The organism is Ideonella sp. FW305-24 (genome assembly GCF_058788035.1).
On the sequence record NZ_JBYTAI010000005.1, the window covers coordinates 273,017 to 296,847 of the forward strand.

Consider the following 23,831-nt stretch of genomic DNA (forward strand, 5'->3'; position numbering starts at 1 on the left):
CGCGAAACCAATCCCCAAGCGTAGGACAAACCGCACGCGCGCGTGCGCTGCACGCTGGCATCAAGGACATCTGTTGCGCCGCATGATCAACCCCATTGCGACCCCTCCCAAGAATGTTCACGATGCCCTCGTGGACCGCCTGCGGTCGCGGCGGTCACGGGGTTTGTCTTCAGGAGCGCGCCATGTCTGAAATTGCTGTCCAGAAACAGATCTTCCCCAGCCCGCTGGCGGCCGAACGCCGCGACAGCGCCCGCCGACACATCGCGCGGCCCTTGCAACTGCCTTCAGCCACCGCGCCCGGCATCAGCGAAGCCTCGTGCTGCGTGCCCGAGCAGGCCACGCCGGGACTGGTGGCCCTGCCCACCGGCCGGCTGGTCTGGTGGACCGGTCGCGTGGCCATCGGCCTGCGCTACCAGCCGCTGGCACGTTCGGTGGACACCGAGGTCAGCCAGTCCGCGGAGTGGATCCAGTCCCTCCTGCTGCATTGAGCACCCGGTTTCAGGCGTACCTGATCCCACCCGCCGGGCGGGCTGCGTCTCCGGCTCCGACAAAAAGGGCCGGCGCTCCCTTGACGGAGGCGCCGGCCCGGTCCTGCCCGTGAATCTCGGGCCGGCAGCTCACTGCCTGTTCAATGCTGCAGGATTTTCGACAGGAAATCCTTGGCGCGTGGGGAGCGTTCATCGGCATTGCCGAAGAAGTCATCCTTCTTGCAGTCCTCGATGATCTTGCCGGCGTCCATGAAGATCACGCGGTTGCTGACCTTCTTGGCGAAACCCATTTCGTGGGTCACGCACATCATCGTCATGCCTTCTTCGGCCAGCTTGACCATCACGTCCAGCACTTCGCCAACCATTTCCGGGTCCAGCGCCGAGGTGGGTTCGTCGAACAGCATCACCATCGGGTCCATCGACAGCGCACGGGCAATCGCCACGCGCTGCTGCTGACCGCCGGAGAGCTGGCCGGGGAACTTGTCCTTGTGGGCGCTCAGGCCCACGCGTTCCAGCATCTTCAGGCCGCGGACGACGGCGTCGTCCTTGCTGCGGCCCAGCACCTTGATCTGCGCCAGCGTCAGGTTCTCGGTCACCGAGAGGTGCGGGAACAGCTCGAAATGCTGGAACACCATGCCCACGCGGCTGCGCAGCTTGGGCAGGTTGGTCTTGGGGTCCGACAGGCTGATGCCGTCGACCACGATGTCGCCCTTCTGGAACGGCTCCAGCGCGTTCACCGTCTTGATCAGCGTGGACTTGCCCGAGCCCGAAGGCCCGCAGACGACCACCACTTCGCCCTTCTTGATCGTCGTCGTGCAATCGGTCAGCACCTGGAAGCTGCCGTACCACTTGGAGATGTTCTTGATGTCGATCACGGCATGTCCTTATCTGATGATGGCGATTTTCTTCTGCAGGCGACGCACCAGCATCGACAGGCTGAAGCAGATGACGAAGTAGACAACCGCGGCGACCAGGTAGGTCTCGACCGGGCGGTTGAAGTTCTTGCCGGCCACCTCGAAGCCCTTGAGCAGGTCATAGGCGCCGATGGCATAGACCAGCGAGGTGTCCTGGAACAGCACGATGGTCTGGGTCAGCAGCACCGGCAACATGTTGCGGAAGGCCTGCGGCAGCACCACCAGCTTCATGGTCTGCGCATAGGTCATGCCGACCGCGTAGCCAGCGTACTGCTGGCCGCGCGGCACGCTCTGGATGCCGGCCCGCATGATCTCCGAGTAGTAGGCTGCCTCGAACACCGAGAAGGTGATGATGGCCGACAACTCGGCGCCCATCGGGCGGCCGATCAGCAGAGGGATCAGCAGGAAGAACCACAGGATGACCATCACCAGCGGGATGGAACGCAGCGTGTCCACGTAGATCGTGGCCGGCCACACCAGCCACGGCTTGCCGGACAGGCGCATCAGCGCCAGCAGCGTGCCCAGTGCGATGCCGCAGATCATCGCGACCAGCGTCAGCTGGATCGAGAAGAAGAAGCCCTTGGCAATGAAGCTGGAGACGATCTGCCAGCTGAGGAAGGAAAAATCGAGATTCATCGCCCACCTCCCGCGACGCCCGGCACGCGGATCCAGCCTTCGATCAGCTTGGCGATCCGGTTGATGGCAAAGGCGGACACGAAGTACAGCCCGGTCACCGCGAGGTAGACCTCGATGCCGCGCGAGGTTTCCTCCTGCGCCTGCATCGCGAACTGGGTCAGCTCGGCCACGCTCACCGCGAAGGCCACCGACGAGTTCTTCACGATGTTCATGCTCTCGCTGGTGAGCGGCGGGATGACGATGCGAAAGGCCATCGGCAGGATCACGTAGCGGTAGGTCTGCGGCAGCGTCAGGCCCATCGCCAGGCCGGCGTAGCGCTGGCCTTTCGGCAGGCTCTGGATGCCGGCGCGCACCTGCTCGGCCACGCGCGCCGATGTGAAGAAGCCCAGGCCCACGACCACCAGCAGGAAGCTGGGCACCGCACGCAGCGGCGGCACCAGCGTGGGCAGCACGTGGTACCAGAGGAAGATCTGCACCAGCAGCGGAATGTTGCGGAACAGCTCGGTCCAGGCATTGCCGAAGGCCACCAGCGCCTTGCTCGGCGTGGTGCGCAGAATGCCCATCAGCGAGCCGACCAGCAGCGCAACGATCAGCGCCAGGACCGACACGCTCAGCGTCCAGCCCCAGGCCGACAGCAGCCAGTCCAGGTAGGTGACGTCGCCCTTGGTGCCGAAGCACCGCGGGGCCACCTGTTGTTCAATGGTGTCCTTGCAGAACACCTCCCAATCCCAAGTCGCCATTGCGAACTTCCCTCCTGGCTGGCCTCGATGAGTCATGCAGGGCGCCGCCGCTCAGCGACGGCGCCTCAGCATGAAGCGCAGATCACTTCTTCGCGTAGTCTTCCATCGGCTTGTCGTTCGGGTTCGCCCAGGCCGCCTTGGTGGCTTCAGACAGCGGCAGGCCAACCTTGGTGTTGGCCGGCGGGATGGGCTGCAGGAACCACTTGTCGTAGAGCTTGGCGATGTCGCCGGACTTCATCATCGCCTTGATGCTGTCGTCCACGGCCTTCTTGAAGGCCGGGTCGTCCTTGCGGATCATGATCGCGATCGGCTCGACCGACAGCACTTCGCCGACGATCTTGAAGTCGGCCGGGTTCTTGGCCTTGGAGATGTTGCCGGCCAGGATCTGGCCATCCATCACGAAGGCATCGGCACGGCCCGATTCGAGCAGCAGGAAGCTGTCGGCGTGGTCCTTGCCGAACAGTTCCTTGAAGTCCACACCAGTGGCGCGTTCGTGCTTGCGCAGCGTCTGCACCGAGGTGGTGCCGGTGGTGGTGGCAATCGTCTTGCCAGCCAGTTGGGCGATGGACGTGATGCCGGAGTTGGCCTTCACCGCGATGCGCACTTCTTCGACGTAGGTCGTGACGGCAAAGGCCACGTCCTTCTGGCGCGTGGCGTTGTTGGTGGTGGAGCCGCACTCGATGTCCACGGTGCCGTTCTGGACCAGCGGGATGCGGTTTTGCGAAGTGACCGGCTGGTACTTCACGGCCAGCGAGCTCAGGCCCAGCTGCTTGCGCACGTCGCTCAGCACCTTCTCGCAAATCTCGATGTGGTAGCCGACGTACTTGCCGTCACCCAGGGTGTACGACAGCGCGCCGGACGACTCGCGCACACCCATCGTGACGCTGCCGCTGTCCTTGATCTTCTTCAGCGTGTCGGTGGCCTGGGCATGCACGCTGCCGACCACGGCGGACAGGGCGGCTGCAGCCAACAGTGCACGGCGGGTCGAAGGGGAAACAAGTTTGGTGAACATCAAGGACTCCATCATGGTCAGGAAACGAAAAAAGGAAACGCGGGCCAGCCTCAGGGGAGCGGCTGGTCACCGGGTTGGCGGTAAAGCTTGAGCAGGGACTCGGACGGCGGCCAGTTCAGGTTCTGGCCGCGCGGCGGAATGGGCCGCTGGAACCAGCGGGTGTAGATCTTCAAGGCCTCGCCGCTGGTCAACAAGCGGGTCAACGCGCGGTCCACCACGGCCTTCAGCGCCGGGTCGTCGCGCCGCATCATGCAGCCGTAGACCTCGGAGGACATCGGCGTGCCGGTGACGATCCAGTCCTCCGGCAGGCGCGCCTTGGCGCGCTCGCCGTAGAGCAGCGCGTCGTCCAGCATCAGCGCCTCGACCTGGCCTTGCTCCAGCGCCTGGAAGGCGTCGTCATGGTCGCGTGCGGTGACGATCTGGATGCGGCTGCCGCGGGACTCGTTGTAGGTGCGCAGCAGCCGGTCCGAGGTGGTGCCGGAGGTGACGACGACCTTGCGGCCGGCCAGGTCGGCAAAGTCCTTGATGGCGGCGTCGCGCTTGACCAGCAACCGCGTGCTGATGACGAAGATGGAGGTGGAAAACGCGACCAGCCGGCCGCGCTCGGCCGTGTTCGAGGTCGAACCGCATTCCAGGTCCACGGTGCCGTTCTGCACCAGCGCCAGGCGGTTCTGCGAGGTGACGGGCACCAGCTTCAGCGTCAGCGCCGGCAGCTTCAGCTCGGCCTTGATCGCGTCGGCCACCTTCAGCATCAGGTCCTGCGAGTAGCCGACCACCTGGCGCTTGCCGTCGTAATACGAAAACGGCACCGAGGACTCGCGGTGGCCCAGGTTGATGGGGCCGGTTTCGGCAATGCGCGCCAGCGTGGGCGAGGCCGGCACCGCGCTGGCCGCGGCAGCCACCGGGGTGACCGCGCGACCCACCAGCGCCAGCCCGCAAAGGGCGACGGCAGCGCACAGCCTGACGGCTGTTTGCCTCATCGCTCCCCTTGCCTGGTGACTGCCCATCTGCTGCTGGCCTGCTTGTACGGTATTGGTGGCGCATTTGCGCCATCCACCCCCTAATGCAGACACCGTGCCAGCCCAGCGCAGCGGGGCACCAAACCGCTTTTCCCCGCTGGCGAGGCCAGCTGGCAGCCGCGCCGAACGGAAAACCGTCCGAGCCAGTCCGCAGCGCGAACGGATTCCCGTCCAGATAGCTTGAGCCGCCCAGCCCGGCCCACACGCAGGCCGCCAAATCTGCTCGTCCAGACGGGCGTTTGCGCAAGCGGAGGGTCCTGCCCAACGCACGGGCGCCCTGCGCTTGGCACTGGGCGCAGGATGGGACGGTCAGGCGACCGTTGGCTGCGGCTGACGGCCACCGAGGAAGTTCGCTATTGGAGGTTCAGCATCCCAAAGCCGTTGCTGGACGTCAAAGACGCCGAGCCTACTCGCTCACCATGCTAGTCAAGGCTCTCTTGAACCCACCTGTTGAATGCGTCGGCCGAATCTGGCGCCCCCATGTCATCCGGGTTCTTGACGATCTCCAATCCCGTCCTTGGGATCGTCACATTGAAGGTTTGGCGTACCCAAAGTTGAAACGGTTGGTTCGGATAGACATAGATGGAGGCGCCCAAGGCATCGCTATTCGGCGGCTCAGCGAAGTCGCTTCCCCAGCACAACTCGTCGTAGCCAATAGCCAAAAGACGAAGAAAGTCCACTGGATCGCTCGCCAGTACGCAAGTCGTTAGCGACCCCGATCCTGACCCGAGATGGACGATCAACTGGCGCCCTTCGGCGTCGAGCCAAAGCGCGGCCATTGAACCTTCAGCGCCCGTCCTGGCAAAAACGCAAAGCCGGCTCAGCATGTCACCGCGCCGATGGCCGAACCAGTGATGCAAGTGCTCGTTACCCTCTGCGAGAAACTCTATGATCGTTCCTCCGGGGCGTTCGGTGTTGGTCCAGCCCGCGCGGAGCGCCTCTTGCTGGAAAAGGAAGCCAACGCGCTCGCCATTTGGCCTGTCAAAAAAATGGCCATTCGCTTCAATCCACGAATAGAGCAACTTAAGTGGACCCGGCACGCTCATGCCTGGCTGGAGGACTTTCGTCAGTTCTGCTTCAAGGCGAGTCATCGTCTCGATTCCTATCTTGTAGTTCCGAGAGTGGCTACCCGAAAGCGGCACGGCGTGACCGACTGCTCATTGCCGGTCGGAGCCCGCAAAAACTGCATTTCTACGCCAGATCCATGGCACATGGCCGCCACAAGCCGGAGCGTACACGCATGGCCGCTGGCCGCGAGACGAACGAAAGCCCTGCCCCCATGCCCCTGGGAATGCGCTCTGCAACTGCGGGTCTGAACCGCAGCCAGCCGGGTACGCACGAACCGATGCTTGGAGGATGTTGCGGTGACGAAGTGAGCTCAGCGCTTGAGTCGACTGAGCTCTACCGTGAACTTCAGAATAGCTGCGTGAACAGCCAGTACAGCGAGCCGGACAGCACGATGGCCGCCGGCATCGTCAGCACCCAGGCCATCAGCAGGTTGCGGATGGTGGACCACTGCAGGCCGGAGCGGTTGGCCGCCATCGTGCCGGCCACGCCGGACGACAGCACGTGGGTGGTCGAGACCGGCAGGCCGTAGATGTCGGCCGCGCCGATGGTCAGCATCGCCACCAATTCGGCCGACGCGCCCTGCGCATAGGTCAGGTGCGTCTTGCCGATCTTCTCGCCCACCGTCACGACGATGCGCTTCCAGCCCACCATCGTGCCCAGTCCCAGCGCGATGGCCACTGCCACCTTGACCCACAGCGGGATGAACTTGGTCGCGTCGTCGATGCCGCTCTTGAAGGCCTTCAGGTTGGCCTTGGACTGTGCGTCCAGCTTGCCCTCGCCGGACTTGTCCAGCAGGCGGATGGCCTCCGAGGTCAGGTACATGTCGTTGCGCACGTTGGCCACCGCGGCGGCCGGCACCTTGGCCAGCGAGCCGTGGGCCTGGACCTGCGCGCCGATGTTGCCGGCCATCTCGGCCAGTGCCGGCACGACTTCGGGCGTGTAGGCCTTGGTGCGCACGTAGTCACTGAGCACCTTGCGCGCGTCCGCCGGCACCACCAGCACTGCGTTGCCGGACAGCGATTGCTGCGTGACCTGGGCCATCGCGGTGAACTGCACCGTCTGCTCGACCGGCATCGCGCGGTTCAGCGCGTAGGCCATCGGCACCGTGCCGACGAGGATCAGCATGATCAGGCCCATGCCCTTCTGGCCATCGTTCGAGCCGTGCGCAAACGACACGCCGGTGCAGGTCAGCACCAGCAGGCCGCGGATCCACCACGGCGGCGGCGTCTGACCCTTGGGCTCTTCGTACAGCTCGCGCTTCTTGACCAGCGCGCGCAGCACCACCAGCAGCAGCGCCGCGCAACCGAAGCCCACCAGCGGCGACAGCAGCAGCGAATAGCCGACCTTGGTGGCCTGCGCCCAGTCCACGCCGCTGGTGCCGTCCCGGCCGTGCATCAGCGCGTTGGCCACGCCCACGCCGATGATGGAGCCGATCAGCGTGTGCGACGACGAAGCCGGCAGCCCCAGCCACCAGGTGCCCAGGTTCCACAGGATGGCCGCGATCAGCAGCGCGAACACCATCGCGAAACCCGCACCGGAGCCGACCTGCAGGATCAGCTCCACCGGCAGCAGCGAGATGATGCCGAACGCCACCGCGCCGCTGGAAACCAGCACGCCGAGGAAGTTGAAGAAGCCCGACCAGACCACCGCCACGTTGGGCGGCAGCGAGTGGGTGTAGATGACCGTGGCGACCGCGTTGGCGGTGTCGTGGAAGCCGTTGACGAACTCGAAGCCCAACGCGATCAGCAGCGCCACGCCCAGCAGCAGGTAAGGCACCCAGGTCGTCGCCACCGCACGGGCCTCGGTCACGTCGCGCGTCAGGCTGTAGCCGGTGAACAACAGCCCGGCGGCCAGCAAGCCGATGAAGACGATGGCTGTCACCGGGCCGGGTTTGTGGTCCAGGTGCGGCTTGGCACTGGGGGCGGCGGGCAGGCCGGCGTGCGTGGCGGATGTGGTCATGGGATGGGCTCCAGGCTGCCGTGCAACAGAACCCGGCGAGGCTAGCGAGGCAATGTGGCAGCGGCGTGACGCCGCCGGCCCGGCGCTCAAGCCAGGGAAGCGAGGGCTGCATCCACCTGCTGCAGGCGCTGCGCGACGCTGCCGCTGGCGCGAAGCCATGGCCCCGACTGTTTGGCCAGGCGCGCCTCGTACCAGGCCTGCTGCTGCAGCCGGAAACCGGCCGGCTGGCGCGTGCCGTCCTGCTCGAAGGCAATGTCCGGCTCGCACAGCACCGTGAGCGCATAGCGGCGCCCGGCCAGCGCCTGCAGCGCTGGCGGTTGCGCGCCGAACATCCAGCCGGCGTAGCCCAGCGTGGTCAGCGGCGAGGTGTCGGAGAACAGCAGGCGGTTGGCATGGCCCGCCGCCTCGTTTTCGCGCTCGACCTGGATGCGGCCGATGTCCTGCAAGTCCTGCAGCGCCAGCTCGCCGCCGCAGGCCAGCCAGCGTTCGCGGCCGTATTCGGGCACCCAGCGAGTCTCATGCCGCTCGGCCAGCGCCTGCGCCAGCGTGGTCTTGCCGGTGGACTCGCCACCCAGCAACACCACGCGCTGCACGAAGTCCCGGTAGACCTGCGGGTGCAGCCACTCCCGGTGGGCATGCACGTCGGCGCGGATGCGGGTCGCGCTGATCGGCCGCGCACTGCGCGCCAGGTCCACAGAAACTGGCGCCACCGCATGGCCCAGCGCCTGACTGAGCACCGCCGCGCAGGGCTGCAGGTAGGCCTCGCTGGCGAACATCGCGTCGGGCCGCAGGTCCAGCGGGCCGGTGAGCAGCCAGGCCAGGTAGGCCTGCTGCACAGCATCGGCCGCGGCGTTGCCCGGCATGGGCTGGAACGGCAGGCCGCGCGCCTGGCAGCGACGCTGCACGTCCTCGTCGTCGAGCTGGATGTTGAGCACTTGCGGAAATCGCCGCTGCAGCCAGCGCTCGCGCCGCGCCCGGTCGCACCCAGCCGGCACCGGCTCGCTGTAGCCCAGCACCAGCACCTGCTCGCATCGGGCCAGCGCACGCGTGATCACCAGTTCATGCCCGAGGTGCAACGGCGAGAACTTGCCGACCACCAGGCCGAGTCGGAACCTCGTCATGCCAAAGCCGGGGCGCGATGCTGCAGCCGGTGCCAGCGCCACCAGCCGTACCAGGCGTTGAGCCAGAACAGTGTGTAGAGGCCGGCTGAGAGGAATAGCCCGCGGCTCAGGTACAGCGGCACCGACAGCGTGTTGACCACCAGCCAGACGGGCCAGGTCTGGTGATGGCCGCGCATCAGCAGGACCTGCGCGATCACGCTGGTCACCAGCACGGCGGAATCCCAGAACGGCGCGTAGGCCTGCGTGAAGCGCTGCAGCAGCGCGCCATAGGCCAGCGCCACCACGAGACCGGCCAGCACCATGCCCAGCAGGCTGCGGCCTGCCAGCGCCTGCCGCTGCTGGGTGGCGGCAGGCCCGCCGGCGCGCTGCCATTGCCACCAGCCCGAAGCGCTGGTGGCGATGAAGAACAGCTGCAGCGTGAGGTCCGCATACAGCTGGTTCTGCCAGAACAGCCAGCCAAACAGCGCGCTGCCGATGATGCCGGTGGGCCAGGTGGCCACGCGGGCCTGCGCAGCCAGCAGCACCGACAGCGCGGTGACGAGGTTGGCCGCCCATTCCAGCGGCGAGAGGTCGGCAAGGTTCATCGGGATGGGGGTGAGAGTTCGCTGGTGTATTGACGCACCTTGTCCTCTGCTTGCAGTGGCAGGACGGTCAAGGGCCAGTCGCCGAGCAGACCGGCGATGGTGGGCGCCAGTTCGGGGCTTGTCGGGCCGGCCACACGCAGGCACAACCCGCCGTTGGCCGCCTGGTGAAGGGCGTAGCGCTGAAGGTCGAAGGGGCGCAGCGCCTGCGTCAGCTCGACGTTGTTGACCCACGCGCCGCTGCGGGCGAGGAAGCGCACCGGTGGGCAGCCCTGCAGGTCGCGCAGCGTGGGACCGAGGGTGGTCATGATCAGGCGCGCATGGTCGCCGGTGCGGTAGCGCAGCAGCGGCAGGCAGGGGTTGAAGCCACCGCTGAGCGTCACCTCGCCGAACTCGCCCGGGGGCAGCGCGCGGCCGGCCTCGTCCAGGATCTCGACGAACAGCCGCGGTTGCAGCAGCACAAAGCCTTGCGCGGCTTGGACAAACGCAGCAATCGGCCCGGCCTCGTTCATCGAATAGACGTCCACCACCGGGCAGCCGAAGCGTGCGGCCAGGCGGTTCCGCTGCCCGTCGGACATGGCCATTGACGTGGACAGCAAGGCCTGCGGGCGGTGTTGCATGGCCAGCGTGGCGAGCTCGTCCAGGGAAACCGGGTCGCCCGAGATCAGCTCGGGGGCCATCGCATCCAGGTAGGTCGCTCGGTCGGACGCGTGGTGCCATTCGCCCGGATGCAGGTTGATCTTCGCCAGCCCGCATTCGCCGCGCAGCGGGTTCACCGAGACATAGGTGAAGCAACGCTGCTGGAAGCCGGCCAGCACTACGCCCACGTCGCCCTGCCCGGCCTGCAGCCGCACGCCATGCAGCGCCAATGCGCGCTCGTGCAGGGCTGCGTAGCTGGCCGCGGTGGCGGGCGTGGACGGCACGCGGATCGGGTGGCCTGTGCTGCCGCTGGTGGTGAAGCAGATCAGGTCCGGGGACTGCAGGTGGCGCGGGACGTGACGCGCCAGGTCGGCCTGCAGGTCCGCCCGCGAGGTGGTGGGCAGCGCCTGCCAGCCGTGGCGCAGCGCCGCGAGCGACGGCCAGGCCGCCACCGACGCCTGCTGTCGCAGCCACCAGGGCCACAGCCAGGCGGGCGGCGCGCCGTGCACACGCGGCTGCACGCCCGCATGGCGCAGGAAGGCATGGCGCGCGCGCTGCGCCCATTGCACGGCGGGGGTGAGCCGGTGGCCGCTGAAGTCCCGGAAGACCGGCGCGGCGGGATGCGCGCGCAGACGTCGCAGCATGGCCTCGCCGGACGGCGTGAGCCCGGGCAGGCGCGCTGGCGAGGTCAGCTCGCGCCACTGCTGCTCCGGCGACAGCGTGGTGCTCATTCCCGTGTGTACTTGTCAGCGCCTTCCTGGGCTGCCTGTGCGTCCAGGTAGGCCTGCAGGTCGGAAGCGCTGGCTGGCGGGGCGGCGGCACGTGCCGCCTGCGCCGCCGCCATCCCCGCATCGGCCGCGGCCCGGCTGACCTGCGCCTCCGCCACGATGGCCGGCAAGCGCAGCCACCAGTGCAGCCAGCAGGCGGCGGTGACGGCCAGTGCCAGTGCGGTGCAGCCGGCCAGCAGCGGCGCGCCGAGCTGCCAGGTGTCCAGCACACGGCCGAGCAAACCGAACACCGAACCGGCGAGGATGGGCAGCGCAGCGTAGCCCCAGGAGCCAAGGCCGAACAGCACACCCATCACCAGCATGGCGGCCAGCCCCCAGACCGGCAGCGCCAGGCCGGCGGGCTGCGCAAAGAAGTACCCCAATCGCAAGCCCAGCGCCAACAGTGCCAGCCAGGCGCCCAGGCCCGCGACACGCCGCATCCGGGGCGCAGCGCGGGCTGCACGTTTTGCGCGATCAGCGTGATGGCGATGAAGGGCAACAGCAGCCACCAAAAGAGCCACGGCCAGCCCGGCACACCCGCCACCCAGCGCAGGCTCGCCACCGCCAGGGCCTGGCCCCCTGCAGCAAGGCCATGAGTGCCGCCCCATCCGGCTTGGTTGGCAGCAGCAGCCAGCCGCTGAGTTGCAATTCCACCGCGGTGACGAGCAGCAGCAAGGCGCAGCCCAGGTGCCAGCGCCTGCCCGCCGGTTCCGGCGAGACCAGCGCCAAGACCGCGATGCCTGCAGCCAGGGCAGCACAGAGATCGCACAGCCAGCGCGGCGGCAGGCCGGGCTGCTGCGGCAGGAACACCCACAAGCCCAGCAGGATGGCCATGAGGCCGCACGCCATCCCACTGCGCCGCCGCCATGGACTCATCGCCGACCAGGCCAGGTTCAACCGACTCAGGCTCATTCGGCCGACGGCTCGCTGTTCAAGCCGTACTTGCGGATCTTGTCGTTCAGCGTGGTCTTGGGCACGCGCAGCGCCTGGGCGGTGCGGGCGATGTGGCCGCCCTGGCGCTGCAGCGCCTCGCGAATGAGGCTGCGCTCGAAGTCCTCCACCGTCTCGGCAAGAGACAGGCTCTGCGGCGGCTGGAGCTGGTAGGCCGCCACGCCGCCCAGCACTTCGCTGTGCACGCCCAGCACCAGGCAGTCGGCCACGTTGCGCAGTTCGCGCACATTGCCGGGCCAGTCATGCGCCATCAAGGCACGCAACTGCGCCGGGCTCACCTCTGGCTGCGGCAGGCCGTAGCGGCTGGCGGCCAGCAGCAGGAAATGTTCGAGCAGCAGCGGAATGTCCTCGCGGCGTTCGCGCAGCGGCGGCAGCTCGATGGTGACGACGTTGAGCCGGTAATAGAGATCGCTGCGGAAGGTGTTCTGTTTCGCACGCTGCAGCAGGTCGTCCTTGGTCGCGGCGACCACGCGGCAGTCCACCGACACGCGTTCGTTCGAGCCCAGGCGCTCGACCACGCGGTCCTGCAGCACGCGCAGCAGCTTGACCTGGACGCCCAGCGGCATGCTCTCCACCTCGTCCAGGAACAGCGTGCCACCGTGGGCATGCTCGATCTTGCCGATGCGGCGCTTGGCTGCGCCGGTGAAGGCGCCGGCCTCGTGGCCGAAGAGCTCGCTGTCGATGATGCTGTCGGGCAGGCCGCCGCAGTTCAGCGCCACCAGCGGTGCCTTCTGCCGGCCGGACAGCTCATGCAGCGCCTGCGCCACCAGCTCCTTGCCGGTGCCGGTTTCGCCCTTGACCAGCACGTCCACCGCCGAGCCGGCCACGCGCGAGACCAGCTGCCGCACCGCGGCCATCTGCGGCGAGCGGCCAACCAGCTTGGCCACCCCACCCTCCTTGCGCGCCAGCGCCTGGCGCAGCGACAGCACCTCCAGCGTCAACGCGCGCTTTTCCAGCGCGCGCCGCACCACCTCCACCAGCACCTCGGGCGAAAACGGCTTGGGGATGAAGTCGTAGGCGCCGCTGCGCATGGCTTCGACGGCCAGCGTCACGTCGCCATGGCCGGTGATCATGATGACCGGCAGGTCGTCGTCCAGCTCGTGGCAGCGGCGCACCAGCGACAGGCCATCGGCCCCGGGCAGCCGCATGTCGGTGACGACCACGCCTTCGAAGCCGGGCTGCAGCCGCGGCAGCGCGGCTTCGGCCGATTCAACTGCCTCGACGCGCAAACCCGCGAGTTGTAGGGCCTGCTGGCAGCCCAGCTGCATCGGCAGGTCGTCTTCCACCAGCAAAACGGTGAGGGGCGCGGTCATGGGGTATCGTCAGGCGGCAACGGCAGGGACAGGCGGAAGCAGGCGCCGCCGTCGGCGTGATTGTCCGCCTCCAGCTCGCCGCCGGCCTCGCGGGCAATGTCGCGCGAAATGGCCAGCCCCAGGCCCAGGCCGACGCCGGCTTCCTTGGTGCTGAAAAACGGTTCGAACAGCCGTGCCTTGACCGCCTCGGCCAGGCCGCTGCCGTTGTCGTGCACGGTGACCCAGGCCTGTTCGCCCTGCACGCCCGCGGCCAGCCGCAGCACACGTTCCGGTGCATCGCGCATCGCATCCAGCGCATTGCCGATCAGGTTGATCAGCACCTGTTCCAGCCGGTTCGGGTCGCACCAGGCGAAGACCTGGCCGGGCGCGGTGCTGTTGAGCACCTGCACGCCCTCCTTGCGCAGCCGCTGGTCGTACAGGAACAGCGCATTGCCCAGCGCCACGGCCACGTCGGTGCGGCCAGGGCGGGCCTGCGACTTTCGCGCGAAGCCTTTCAGCGGCTCGATGATGGCGCCCATCTGGTCGGCCAGGCGGGCCAGGATGCCCAGGTTGCTGCCCACCGTCTCCAGCTCGCCGCGGCGCATGAATTCGACCGCGTTGGCCGACAGCGTGCGGATGGCCCCGAGCGGCTGCGTGAGCTCGTGGGTGATGCCGGTGGCGAGTTGACCCAGCGCGGCCATCTTGCCGGCGTGCACCAGCTCGTCCTGCGCGTTGCGCAGCGTGCGCTCGGCCTGCTCGCGGTCGCGCACTTCCTTGCGCAGCTGGCGGTTGGCGTCGCTCAGCGCCTGGGTGCGCAGCAGCACCTTTTCCTCCAGCTCGCGGTTGGCCATCAGCTTCTGCCGCACGATGCGCCGGCGCTGGTTGACCAGCACACCCAGCAGCAGCAGGAAACCGGCGCTGACGGCCGCGAGGAAGCTGGCGCGCACGGCGTCCTGCCGCACCACCTGCAGGTCGGAGAACATCAACAGCCGCCAGTCCATGCCGTCCAGCGTGCGGCCCAGCACCAGCACGCCGCGCGTGGCGCCGGGCCGGCTGCGCGCGCCCGCCTGGCCCAGGCCTTCGGGCAGCACGCCTTCGACGATCTGGCTGTCCTCGTCCACCCGCAGGTCCACCTGTAGCGGAAAGCGGGTGATGCGCTGCTCGCCGTAGAGGCGCGTCAGCTGCAGGTCCACCCGGCGGTCCAGCGCCAGGTCGGTCAGCGCGGTGTAGCGCCACTCAGGGCGCGAGGAGAGCACGACGACCTGGTTCGAATCCGCCAGCAGCGCCGGCGCACCCAGCAATGACCAGGCCTGGTTGACCGGCTCCAGGCTGATCTGGATGACGGCCACGCCGAGCACGCGCGCGCCGTCGTGCACCGGGTGGGAGACGAAGTAGCCGGGCCGGCCGTCGCGCACGCCGATGGCGAAATGCCGGCCCACGCGGCCGGCCAAGGCTTCGAGGAAATACGGCCGGAACGACAGGTCTTCGCCCAGCACGGCCGGCTCGCTGGCGGCCAGCACCTGGCCGCGCTCGCCGAGCACGAAGACCGCTGCGCTGCCCAGGTGGGCATTGAGCCGGCGCAGGTAGCTGCTGGCCTGCGCGGCGCGGGCGCCGTCGCCCGGCTGGCGCAGCAGCGCCAGCACCTCGGGGTGCAGCTGCAGCGTGGCCGGCACGTATTCCAGCTGCCGCACCATGCCCTGCACCACCGAGGCGAACAGGTCCAGCTGGTGGTTGGACTCGGCCCGCAAGGCCTCGGTGCCCTGGCGCACGCTGGCACTGAAGCCGGCCCAGCCGGCCAGCACCACGATGGCCAGCGACAGCAGCGTGAGCAGCACCGGCCGCGCGGCGGCGCGGCGCTGCGCGGCATTCAGCTGCGGGGCGGGTGCGCTCACCGGTGGCTCAGCCGCTGCGCCCGGCCCGGTCTTTCAGGAAGGACCACAACTCCTCGGCCGCCGGCTTCACATGCCGGGCCGAGGCCGGCCGCTCGCGGTAGATGCGCACTTCCATCGTCAGCTCGAAGTCGCTGCTGCCGGCGGCCACCAGGCGGCGCGAGCGCATTTCCTTGCGCACCGAGCTGGCCGGCAGGAAGGCCAGGCCGTGGCCCTCGGCGGCCATGGCCTTCAGGCCCTCGGCCATGTCGGTCTCGTAGATCGGGTCCAGGTGCGGCGGCTGCGGCGCGTGCTTGATGATCTGCTCGACCAGGCGCGCCAGGTAGGCGCCGGAGGCGTAGCTGAGGAAAGGCACCGGCTCGCGCGCGGTGCCGGGCAGGCGGAACAGGGGCTGGCCGTCCGGCCCGGCCTTGGCATAGGGCGCCACGGTCTCGTGGCCCAGGCTCAGCATGTCGTAGCGCTCGGAGCTGAGCTGCAGCGGCTGGGTGGCGTGGTGGTAGGCGATCAGCAGGTCGCAGCTGCCTTCGGTCAGGCGCATCACCGCGTCGTGCACGTTCATCGCGATCAGCCGGCTCTTCAGTCCCTTGAAGTGCTGCTTCAACTCCATCAGCCAATGCGGGAAGAAGGTGAAGGCCATCGTGTGCGGCACGGCGAACTCGATCATGTCCTGCCCGGCCACCTGGTGGCTGCGCATCATGTTGCGCGTGGCCTGCAGCGAGCCCAGCACTTCCAGCGCCTGGGCATGGAAGGTCTCGCCGGCGGGGGTCAGCCGCGTCGGGTAGGCCGAGCGGTCCACCAGGTCGATGCCGGCCCAGGCTTCCAGCGCCTGGATGCGGCGCGAAAACGCCGGTTGGGTCACATGCCTCAGCTGGGCCGAACGCGAGAAGCTGCGGGTTTCGGCCAGGCTGACGAAGTCTTCGAGCCACTTGGTGTCCATGGCCGATTATGGGATGGGCGTCACCACGCCCTGCCCGGAGAAATGCCCGTTGAGGTTGGCAATGAAGCGGTCCACCATGGCCAGCGCGGACTCGGGCGACTGGCCGCCGACGTGCGGCGTCAGCACCAGGTTCTGCTGCAGGTCCAGCAAGGGCTGCGGCGGCTCGGGCTCGCTCTCGTAGACGTCCAGCCCGGCGCCGGCAATGCCGCCGCTGCGCAGCGCAGCGGCCAGCGCCTCGGTGTCGACCAGGCTGCCGCGGCTGATGTTGACCAGGTAGCCCTGGGGGCCCAGCGCGGCCAGCACTTCGGCGTTGACCATGTGGTGCGTCTCTGGCCCGCCGGGCGCGGCCAGCACCAGCACGTCGCACCATTCGGCCAGCGCCAGCGGGCTGTCGAAGAAGCGGTGCGCCAGGCCTTCGCGCGGGCGGCGCGCGTGGTACCCGACGGGCATGTCGAAGCCGCTGGCGCGCTTGGCAATGGTGCTGCCGATGGCGCCCAGGCCCACAAGGCCCAGCTTCTTGCCGGTGAGTTGCGGCAGCATGGGCAGGCTCTCGCGGCGCACGCCGCTGCGCGCAGCGCGGTCGTTCTGCGGCAGCTGGCGCACGCAGGCCAGCAGCAAGGCCATCGCCTGGTCGGCCACCGAGTCGGCATTGGTGTTGGCGCCGTGGCCGAGCGCGATGCCGCGCGCGCGGGCCGCTGCCAAGTCGATGCGCTCGTAACCCACACCCAGCGCGCAGACCAGTTCCAGGTGCGGCATGGCCTGCATTTCCTCGGCCGTCAGGCCGATGGTGCCGATGGTCAGCACCGCGTTGATGCGGCCGCCGTGTTCGGCAATGGCCGATGCGCGCTTGGCACCGGGCGCGTAGATCAGCTCGCAGTGCGCCGCGATCATTGCGCGGTGCGCGTCGGACAGGGCATTCAGCATCAGCACAACGGGTTGCATCGCTCCGCTCACTCCAATTGAAAAAGGGACAGAAACCGAAAACCTTCAGAGCACCACCGGCGCTGCCTCGCTGCGGTGCTGCAGCGTCCACATGCGGGCATAGCGCCCGCCCTGGGCCAGCAGCGCTTCGTGGTGGCCCCGCTCGACCACGCGGCCGGCCTCCATCACCAGGATCTCGTGCGCGTCGACCACAGTGGACAACCGGTGCGCGATGACCAGCGTGGTGCGGCCCTCGGCAGCGCTCTTCAGCTCGGCCTGGATGGCGCGTTCGTTGGCCGAATCCAGCGCCGAAGTGGCCTCGTCGAAGATCAGGATGGGCGGGTTCTTCAGCAGCGTGCGGGCGATGGCAATGCGCTGCTTCTCGCCGCCGGAAAGCTTGAGTCCACGCTCGCCCACCGTCGTCTCGTAGCCCTTGGGCTGCGCGGCGATGAAGCTGTGGATGTGGGCCGCACGCGCCGCCGCCTCGATCTCTTCCTGCGTCGCCCCGGTGCGGCCATAGCCGATGTTGTAGCCCACGGTGTCGTTGAACAGCACCGTGTCCTGCGGCACGATGCCGATGGCCCGGCGCAGGCTGTCCTGGGTGACCGTGCGGATGTCCTGGCCGTCGATGGTGATGCGCCCGCCGCCCGCCTCGCTGACGTCGTAGAAGCGGTACAGCAGCCGCGCCAGCGTGCTCTTGCCGGCCCCGCTGGCGCCGACCACGGCCACCGTCTTGCCGGCCGGGATCTCGAAGCTCAGGTCGTGCAGGATGGGCCGCGCCGGGTCGTAGGCAAAGCGCACGTTCTCGAAGCGCACCGCCCCGCCGCGTACCTGCAGGTCCTGCGCGCCCGGCGGATCCTGCACCTCGCGCTCGCGCTCCAGCAGCTTGAACATCTTGTCCAGGTCGGTGATGCTTTGCTTGACCTCGCGGTACAGCACGCCCAGGAAGTTCAGCGGAATGTAGAGCTGGATCAACAGCGCGTTGACCATCACCAGGTCGCCCAGCGAGCGGTGGCCGTCGACCACCCCGGAAGTGGCCCGCCACAGCATGGCCAGCAGCGAGGTCGCGATGATCAGCTGCTGGCCGGTGTTCAGCATCGACAGCGTGGTCTGCGACTTGATCTGCGCGCGGCGGTAGGCGTCCAGCCCGCGGTCGTAGCGCTCGGCCTCGAAGTCCTCGTTGTTGAAATACTTCACCGTCTCGTAGTTCAGCAGCGCGTCCACCGCCCGGCTCTGGGCCTTGGAGTCCAGCTCGTTCATCGTGCGGCGGTACTGGGTGCGCCATTCGGTGACGCTGACGGTGAAGACGATGTAGCTGGCCAGCGCCGCCAGCGTGATCCAGACAAAGCCGGCGTCGAACTGCGTGCCCAGCAGCACCATCGCCAGCGTCAGCTCCACCAGCGTGGGCAGGATGGTGTAGAGCGAATACGAGATCAGCGACTGCAGCGCGCGCGTGCCGCGCTCGATGTCGCGGGTCATGCCGCCGGTCTGCCGCTCCAGGTGGAAACGCAGGCTGAGCGCATTCAGGTGCCGGAAGGTCTGCAGCGCGATCTGGCGCGAGATGCCGTGCGTGGCCTTGGCGAACACCAACTCGCGCAGCTCGCCGAACACCGAGGTTGCCAGCCGCAGCCCGGCATAGGCCAGCAGCAGCGCCACCGGCACCACCAGCAGCGCGCGCCGGTCGCCAGCCGGAATGGACAGGCTGTCGACCATGTGCTTGAGCAGCAGCGGCACGCCCAGGTTGGCCACCTTGGCCGAGATCAGGCAGCCCAGCGCCAGCACCACCCGCAGCTTGTACTGCCACAGGTAGGGCAGCAGGCGCTTGAGCGTGGCCCAGTCGGAGCGCTCCGGGGCTGCACCGGCCGCAGGTGCAGGGGGTTCCGACAGGGCAGAGGAAGCGCGGCGCATCGTGAAACAATCCAGCGAGATGTATGTCGATTCAAAGGAACCTTGCATGAGCGCAGCTCCCACGCCTTCCAGTGTGCCCCAGGCCGGCACGCCGGGCTTGCCGACCGATCAAACCCTGGTCATGCGTGTGATGCCCATGCCTGCCGATGCCAATGGCAACGGCGACATCTTCGGCGGCTGGATCATGGCCCAGGTGGACCTGGCCGGCTCGGTGCTGCCGGCGCGCATTGCCAAGGGCCGCATCACCACGGTGGCGGTCAACGAGTTCATCTTCAAGCAGCCGGTCTCGATGGGCGACCTGCTGAGCTTCTACGCCACCGTGACGCGCATCGGCCGCACCTCGGTGACGGTGCGCGTGGAGGTGTTCGCCGAGCGCAATCCCAGCAACCTGCAGGTGGTGAAAGTGACCCAGGCCAATCTGACTTACGTGGCCATCGACATGAACGGCCAACCGCGCGAGATCCCCAAGCCGCTGGCCGAATGATCCTGCACTGACGCTGCACAACCAACACGAGACACCCCATGTTCAAGAGCCTGCGAGTTCCGGAGCGCGCGTTTGCGCTGTTGATGTGGATCGTGTCGCTGGTCTTCGCCAGCTTCCTGATCGGCCTGGGTGGCAAGCTCATAGGCGACCTGCCGGAGGTCGAGCCCAGCCTCAGCGTCGAGCAGTTTGCCGACGCCAACACGCTGGCCGCCGAGCGCGAGCAGATCAAGGACCTGGACGAGCGTGAGCGCGCGCTGGGCGAAGACGCGGAGCAGGTGCGGCTGCAGATGACGGCCGCCAACAGCGCCTACCAGTCGGCCCGCAATGCGCAGCAGAACTGGCTGGCCAGCCGGCAAGTGACCGGCGACGCGAGCCAGGACCCCGAAGTGAAACGCCGCGTGGCCGAGTTGGACCGGCTGAAGGACGCCGAGCGTAGCAGCCAGCAGAAGCAGGAAAAGCTGAACCAGGAAACGCTGGACCTGCAGCAGGCCCGAGACGCGCACCAGCGCCGGCTCGACACACTGCTGCACGACGCCAGCGGCGCCTACGAACAAGCCATGTTCCGCCAGGAGCTGCGCGTGTTCGGCCTGCGGCTGGCGCTGACGCTGCCGCTGCTCGTCATTGCCGCCTGGCTGGTGCTGAAGAAGCGCCGCAGCGACCACTGGCCGCTGATGCGCGGCTTCGTGCTGTTCGCCGCCTTCGCGTTTTTCTTCGAGCTGGTGCCCTACCTGCCCAGCTACGGCGGCTATGTGCGCTACGGCGTGGGCATCCTCTTGACCGGCCTGGGCGGCCACTACGCGATCCGCGCGATGCGCCGCTACCTGGCGCGCCGTGCCGCCGCCGAGCAGCAGACCGAGGTGCAGCGCCGCCAGACGCTGGCGCCCGAGGAAGCGCTGAAGAAGATGGCCGCCAACGTCTGCCCCGCCTGCGAACGCGCCATCCTTACCACCGGCGACGTCAAGCCCGACTTCTGCGTGCACTGCGGCCTCACGCTGTTCAACCGCTGCGGTGGCTGCAGCACCCGCAAGAACGTGTTCTTCCGCTACTGCCCGAGCTGCGGACTGGGAGCGCAGCCGGAAGCGACGGCCGCCGAGCCGCTGCCGGGCAATCCGTCCGTGGGTGTCTAGCTTTCGCCCAGCAAGGGTCGCTGGCCGTTCTCGAACCAGGCGGTGTCGAAACCGTCCTTGAGCAGCACGGTTCTTGTCGACGGCGCCCCGGGCACCTGGGACCTCGCGACGTACTTCACGAGCGTACCGGCATCCTCGCTCAGCAAATGGGTGATCCCTTCGCAATCGCACTGCGCGATCAGCTTGAAGTCGTCCTTCACCCGCACGCGGTCGTCCTCGGCATCACGCTGGAACTGCCGCACCAGGATGCCGCAACGCATCGCGTGATCAACATTGAACGGCAGCACGACAAAGTTGCGCAGTGGCAAATCGTTGATGGCCTGCTTGACCTGGAATTCCGAGATCACGATGCTGGAGAGGTACATCGGCACCTGCCGCTGCACGCATTCACGAAAGTAGCGCATCGCCACCTCATGATGAGGCCGCTGAGGATTGGCAAACGTGATCAGGAAGCTGGTGTCCAACAGCACGCTGTTCAAGACTCGCCCCCGCGCAGTTCGTCGACCCAGGCCACCGGATCTGCAACGTCCTTCCAGGCCGCAGCGCCGCGTTGAGCCAAGCGGGCCAACTGCTCCTCGTCCACTGTCGAGGCGTATTCGACGAACGCCAACAGGCGTGCGTTGCGCAGCTCGCGTGTCAGCACGTTGTATTCGGCCTTCACACGCAGCATGGCAGTCTTGTAAAGGCGATTGACCTTGTCGTCACGCAGCAAGTCTTTTTCGGTGCTCACAGTCAATGTGGAACCGTCGGGCAAGCGCACATGGGCGTTGACCTTGTTGGCGCCGCCCAGGTCCTGGATCTCGCCGCGGATGTAGCGCTCGACCTGAACCCATTGATCGGCATCGTCGGCACGGTAGTCCGTCTGGGCACTCACGACGACGGGCTGCGACAGAAACGGTGCAGAGATCCGATAGGCCAGCGCCCGGCTCTTGCGTGCCGCCTTCTGCCAGCGCTCCACCACTTCCTTGCGCCGGGCGTCCAGGCCATCCAGCAACTCACCTGTCAGCAGCGCTTGCAGGTCCTGGAAGAGCTTGGGGGCGGCCGGCAGCGGTGCCGTCTCGATGGCGAGCGAGCCGTCCCGAATCGCCACTTCGAGTTGCTGCGTGTCCACTTCGCGGCCATTGCCACGAAGAAAGGTCTGCACATCATCGGCAAAGCGGGCCAGATCGCCCAGGCGCACACGATCCGGCCTGGCCTCATAGCCGGCAGAACTGTCTACCAACGCGAGCGTGATGCGCTGTGCTTCCATGATCAGCCGATTCTAGGCGGGCGAGGCAAGACCGCCCGGCGAGTGGCTTCAGGTGCTCGCGAAGCCGGGTGCCTCAGTTCAAGAGAACTTGCTGAAGTCCGGCTTGCGCTTCTGGAAGAAGGCCTGGAAGGCTTCGGCGGCTTCGGGGCTGCGCAGGCGCTGGCCGAAGACTTCGCCTTCGGTGGCCATGGTCTGCTTGACCAGCGCGCGCTGGCCGGCCTTCATCAGGCGCTTGCTGTCGCGCACGGCGCCGGGCGGCAGCGCGTTGAAGCGCTCGGCCATGCGGCGGGCATGGGCCAGCACTTCGCTGGCTGGCAGCACGGCGTTGGCAATGCCCATCTCCACCGCTTCAGCGCCGTTGAACGGGTCGCCCAGCAGCAGCTTCTCGGCCGCCTTCACATGACCCAGCAGCTGCGGCACCAACAGGCTGGAAGCGTACTCCGGCACCAGGCCCAGGCTGACAAACGGCATGGCCAGGCGGGCTTCGTCGCTGACGTAGACCAGGTCGCAATGCAGCAGCAGCGTGGTGCCGATGCCAACCGCGGCACCGGTGACGGCGGCGATGACCGGCTTCTCGCAGGCTTCGAGCGACTGCATGAACTGGAACACCGGCGAGTCCAGGCCTTGCGGCGGGCGCTGCATGAAGTCCTCGATGTCGTTGCCCGAGGTGAAGATGCCGGGCTGGCCGGTGATCAGGATGGCGCGCACGGTGCTGTCGAGCTGCGCGTCGTTGATCGCGTCGGCCATGGCCTGGTACATGGCCTGGGTCAGCGCGTTCTTCTTTTCGGGGCGGGCAATCTCGATGGTGGCCACGCCGTCCACGATGGCGGTCTTGATGCTCATAGATGCGTCTCCTGCGAGTCAGAAGCAAAAAGGGCGACCTCTGTAGGTCGCCCGAGGGAGAAGTCAGTCGATCAGAGCGCCTCGAAGATGCCGGCGGCGCCTTGGCCCGTGCCGATGCACATGGTCACCATGCCGTACTTCAGCTTGTGGCGACGCAGTGCATGCACCACGGTGGCGGCGCGGATCGCGCCCGTGGCGCCCAGCGGATGGCCCAGCGCGATCGCGCCGCCCATCGGGTTGACGACATCGGGGTTCAGCCCGAGGTCGCGGATGACAGCCAGCGATTGCGCGGCGAAGGCTTCGTTCAGCTCGATCCAGCCAATGTCCGACAGGCTCAGGCCGCCGTTCTTCAGCGCGGCGGGGATCGCGGCGATCGGGCCGATGCCCATGATCTCCGGCGGCACGCCGCGGCTGGCGAAGCTGACGAAGCGCGCCAGCGGCTTCAGGTCGAACTGCTTGACGATCTTTTCCGAGACCAGGATCAGCGCGCCGGCACCGTCGGAGGTCTGTGAGCTGTTGCCAGCCGTGACGCTGCCCTTGGCGGCGAACACCGGGCGCAGCTTGGCCAGGCCTTCGAGCGAGGTGTCCGGGCGGGCGCCTTCGTCCAGGCTGACGGTGCGCACGTTTTTCGTGATCTCGCCGGTGACCAGGTTGGGCACGCGCTCGATCACGTCGACCGGGCAGATCTCGTCGGTGAATTCGCCGGCGGCCTGGGCTTTCAGCGCCTTCTGGTGCGAGGCCAGCGCAAACGCGTCCTGGTCTTCGCGGCTGACCTTCCACTGGTCCGCGACCTTCTCGGCGGTCAGGCCCATGCCGTAGGCAATGCCGACGTTCTCGTCCTTGGTGAAGATCTCGGGGTTGAACGAAGGCTTGTTGCCACCCATGGGCACCATGCTCATCGACTCGGCACCGCCGGCGATCATCACGTCGGCCTCGCCAACGCGGATGCGGTCGGCAGCCATCTGGATCGCGCTGATGCCCGAGGCGCAGAAGCGGTTGACGGTGATGCCACCCACCGTGTGCGGCAAGCCGGCCAGGGCCACGGCGATGCGGGCCATGTTCATGCCCTGCTCGCCTTCGGGGAAGGAGCAGCCAATGACCGCGTCCTCGATCAGCGCCGGGTCCAGGTTGGGCACCTGGGCCAGGGCCGACTGGATGGCGCGCACCAGCAGGTCGTCGGAGCGGGTGTTCTTGAAGTAGCCGCGGCCGGACTTGCCGATGGGGGTGCGGCTGGCGGCGACGATGTAGGCGTCTTGCACTTGCTTGGTCATGATTTGACCCTTTCG

The 23,831-nt window shown here is 67.6% G+C and carries 24 protein-coding genes; 3 read left to right on the forward strand and 21 right to left on the reverse strand.

Annotated elements, in window-relative coordinates; genetic code table 11:
- Positions 1-182 precede the first annotated feature (182 nt).
- Positions 183-488, forward strand: coding sequence for a hypothetical protein (locus AC3WR5_RS15830; protein ID WP_141287139.1), 306 nt, complete (start codon positions 183-185; stop codon positions 486-488).
- A gap of 140 nt (positions 489-628) precedes the next feature.
- Here the strand turns inward: AC3WR5_RS15830 and AC3WR5_RS15835 are convergent, their stop codons facing one another.
- The 17 genes from AC3WR5_RS15835 to AC3WR5_RS15915 all read right to left on the reverse strand — a co-directional run bounded on the left by AC3WR5_RS15835 (position 629) and on the right by AC3WR5_RS15915 (position 18,842).
- A complete protein-coding gene (locus AC3WR5_RS15835; RefSeq protein WP_492485678.1) occupies positions 629-1,363 on the reverse strand; it encodes an amino acid ABC transporter ATP-binding protein in 735 nt (244 codons plus the stop codon).
- Positions 1,364-1,372: 9 nt separating this feature from the next.
- Positions 1,373-2,038: an amino acid ABC transporter permease gene (locus AC3WR5_RS15840; RefSeq protein WP_492485679.1), complete on the reverse strand. Its 666-nt coding sequence runs from the start codon at positions 2,036-2,038 to the stop codon at positions 1,373-1,375.
- A complete protein-coding gene (locus AC3WR5_RS15845) occupies positions 2,035-2,778 on the reverse strand; it encodes an amino acid ABC transporter permease (protein ID WP_492485680.1) in 744 nt (247 codons plus the stop codon). Before AC3WR5_RS15845 ends, AC3WR5_RS15840 begins: the two co-directional genes overlap by 4 nt.
- A gap of 82 nt (positions 2,779-2,860) precedes the next feature.
- On the reverse strand, positions 2,861-3,790 hold the full coding sequence (locus AC3WR5_RS15850) for an amino acid ABC transporter substrate-binding protein (protein WP_492485681.1): 930 nt from the start codon (positions 3,788-3,790) through the stop codon (positions 2,861-2,863).
- A gap of 50 nt (positions 3,791-3,840) precedes the next feature.
- Positions 3,841-4,770 (reverse strand): transporter substrate-binding domain-containing protein, encoded by a 930-nt coding sequence (locus AC3WR5_RS15855; RefSeq protein WP_492485682.1) that lies wholly within the window; start codon positions 4,768-4,770, stop codon positions 3,841-3,843.
- 461 nt (positions 4,771-5,231) lie between these two features.
- Positions 5,232-5,900 (reverse strand): hypothetical protein, encoded by a 669-nt coding sequence (locus tag AC3WR5_RS15860; protein WP_492485683.1) that lies wholly within the window; start codon positions 5,898-5,900, stop codon positions 5,232-5,234.
- A gap of 322 nt (positions 5,901-6,222) precedes the next feature.
- Positions 6,223-7,836 (reverse strand): inorganic phosphate transporter, encoded by a 1,614-nt coding sequence (locus tag AC3WR5_RS15865; RefSeq protein ID WP_492485684.1) that lies wholly within the window; start codon positions 7,834-7,836, stop codon positions 6,223-6,225.
- 86 nt (positions 7,837-7,922) lie between these two features.
- The gene (locus AC3WR5_RS15870; RefSeq protein ID WP_492485685.1) at positions 7,923-8,957 is read right to left on the reverse strand and encodes an AAA family ATPase; all 1,035 of its coding nucleotides are present in this window, start codon (positions 8,955-8,957) and stop codon (positions 7,923-7,925) included.
- Positions 8,954-9,541 (reverse strand): nicotinamide riboside transporter PnuC, encoded by a 588-nt coding sequence (gene pnuC, locus AC3WR5_RS15875; protein WP_492485686.1) that lies wholly within the window; start codon positions 9,539-9,541, stop codon positions 8,954-8,956. Before pnuC ends, AC3WR5_RS15870 begins: the two co-directional genes overlap by 4 nt.
- Positions 9,538-10,908 carry an AMP-binding protein gene (locus AC3WR5_RS15880; protein ID WP_492485687.1) on the reverse strand — a complete coding sequence of 457 codons (1,371 nt, stop codon included), beginning with the start codon at positions 10,906-10,908 and terminating at the stop codon, positions 9,538-9,540. Before AC3WR5_RS15880 ends, pnuC begins: the two co-directional genes overlap by 4 nt.
- Positions 10,905-11,384 carry a hypothetical protein gene (locus AC3WR5_RS15885; protein WP_492485688.1) on the reverse strand — a complete coding sequence of 160 codons (480 nt, stop codon included), beginning with the start codon at positions 11,382-11,384 and terminating at the stop codon, positions 10,905-10,907. The genes AC3WR5_RS15880 and AC3WR5_RS15885 overlap by 4 nt, the downstream gene beginning before the upstream one ends.
- A 34-nt stretch (positions 11,385-11,418) precedes the next feature.
- Entirely contained in the window at positions 11,419-11,778 is a 360-nt protein-coding gene (locus tag AC3WR5_RS15890; RefSeq protein ID WP_492485689.1) for a hypothetical protein, read from the reverse strand.
- Positions 11,779-11,852: 74 nt separating this feature from the next.
- Positions 11,853-13,208, reverse strand: coding sequence for a sigma-54-dependent transcriptional regulator (locus tag AC3WR5_RS15895; protein ID WP_492485690.1), 1,356 nt, complete (start codon positions 13,206-13,208; stop codon positions 11,853-11,855).
- On the reverse strand, positions 13,205-15,079 hold the full coding sequence (locus tag AC3WR5_RS15900) for an ATP-binding protein (RefSeq protein WP_492485691.1): 1,875 nt from the start codon (positions 15,077-15,079) through the stop codon (positions 13,205-13,207). The genes AC3WR5_RS15895 and AC3WR5_RS15900 overlap by 4 nt, the downstream gene beginning before the upstream one ends.
- A gap of 7 nt (positions 15,080-15,086) precedes the next feature.
- Positions 15,087-16,013: a LysR substrate-binding domain-containing protein gene (locus tag AC3WR5_RS15905; RefSeq protein ID WP_231010172.1), complete on the reverse strand. Its 927-nt coding sequence runs from the start codon at positions 16,011-16,013 to the stop codon at positions 15,087-15,089.
- A 6-nt stretch (positions 16,014-16,019) separates the two neighbouring features.
- Positions 16,020-16,955 carry a 2-hydroxyacid dehydrogenase gene (locus AC3WR5_RS15910; RefSeq protein ID WP_492485692.1) on the reverse strand — a complete coding sequence of 312 codons (936 nt, stop codon included), beginning with the start codon at positions 16,953-16,955 and terminating at the stop codon, positions 16,020-16,022.
- Between the two features lie 45 nt (positions 16,956-17,000).
- On the reverse strand, positions 17,001-18,842 hold the full coding sequence (locus AC3WR5_RS15915) for an ABCB family ABC transporter ATP-binding protein/permease (protein ID WP_492485693.1): 1,842 nt from the start codon (positions 18,840-18,842) through the stop codon (positions 17,001-17,003).
- A gap of 46 nt (positions 18,843-18,888) precedes the next feature.
- Between AC3WR5_RS15915 and AC3WR5_RS15920 the strand changes: the two genes are divergently transcribed.
- Positions 18,889-19,326 (forward strand): acyl-CoA thioesterase, encoded by a 438-nt coding sequence (locus tag AC3WR5_RS15920; RefSeq protein WP_141285765.1) that lies wholly within the window; start codon positions 18,889-18,891, stop codon positions 19,324-19,326.
- Between the two features lie 38 nt (positions 19,327-19,364).
- A complete protein-coding gene (locus AC3WR5_RS15925) occupies positions 19,365-20,453 on the forward strand; it encodes a serine endopeptidase (RefSeq protein WP_492485694.1) in 1,089 nt (362 codons plus the stop codon).
- Here AC3WR5_RS15925 and AC3WR5_RS15930 read toward each other — a convergent pair.
- The 4 genes from AC3WR5_RS15930 to AC3WR5_RS15945 form a co-directional block, all read right to left on the reverse strand.
- Positions 20,450-20,857 carry a hypothetical protein gene (locus AC3WR5_RS15930; RefSeq protein WP_141285760.1) on the reverse strand — a complete coding sequence of 136 codons (408 nt, stop codon included), beginning with the start codon at positions 20,855-20,857 and terminating at the stop codon, positions 20,450-20,452. The two genes, AC3WR5_RS15925 and AC3WR5_RS15930, sit on opposite strands and share 4 nt — an antisense overlap.
- Positions 20,858-20,928: 71 nt before the next feature.
- Positions 20,929-21,702 carry a hypothetical protein gene (locus AC3WR5_RS15935; RefSeq protein ID WP_141285758.1) on the reverse strand — a complete coding sequence of 258 codons (774 nt, stop codon included), beginning with the start codon at positions 21,700-21,702 and terminating at the stop codon, positions 20,929-20,931.
- A gap of 78 nt (positions 21,703-21,780) precedes the next feature.
- Positions 21,781-22,545, reverse strand: coding sequence for an enoyl-CoA hydratase (locus tag AC3WR5_RS15940; protein ID WP_492485695.1), 765 nt, complete (start codon positions 22,543-22,545; stop codon positions 21,781-21,783).
- Positions 22,546-22,616: 71 nt separating this feature from the next.
- Positions 22,617-23,816, reverse strand: a complete 1,200-nt coding sequence (locus tag AC3WR5_RS15945; RefSeq protein WP_492485696.1) for an acetyl-CoA C-acyltransferase — start codon at positions 23,814-23,816, stop codon at positions 22,617-22,619.
- Positions 23,817-23,831: the final 15 nt, after the last annotated feature.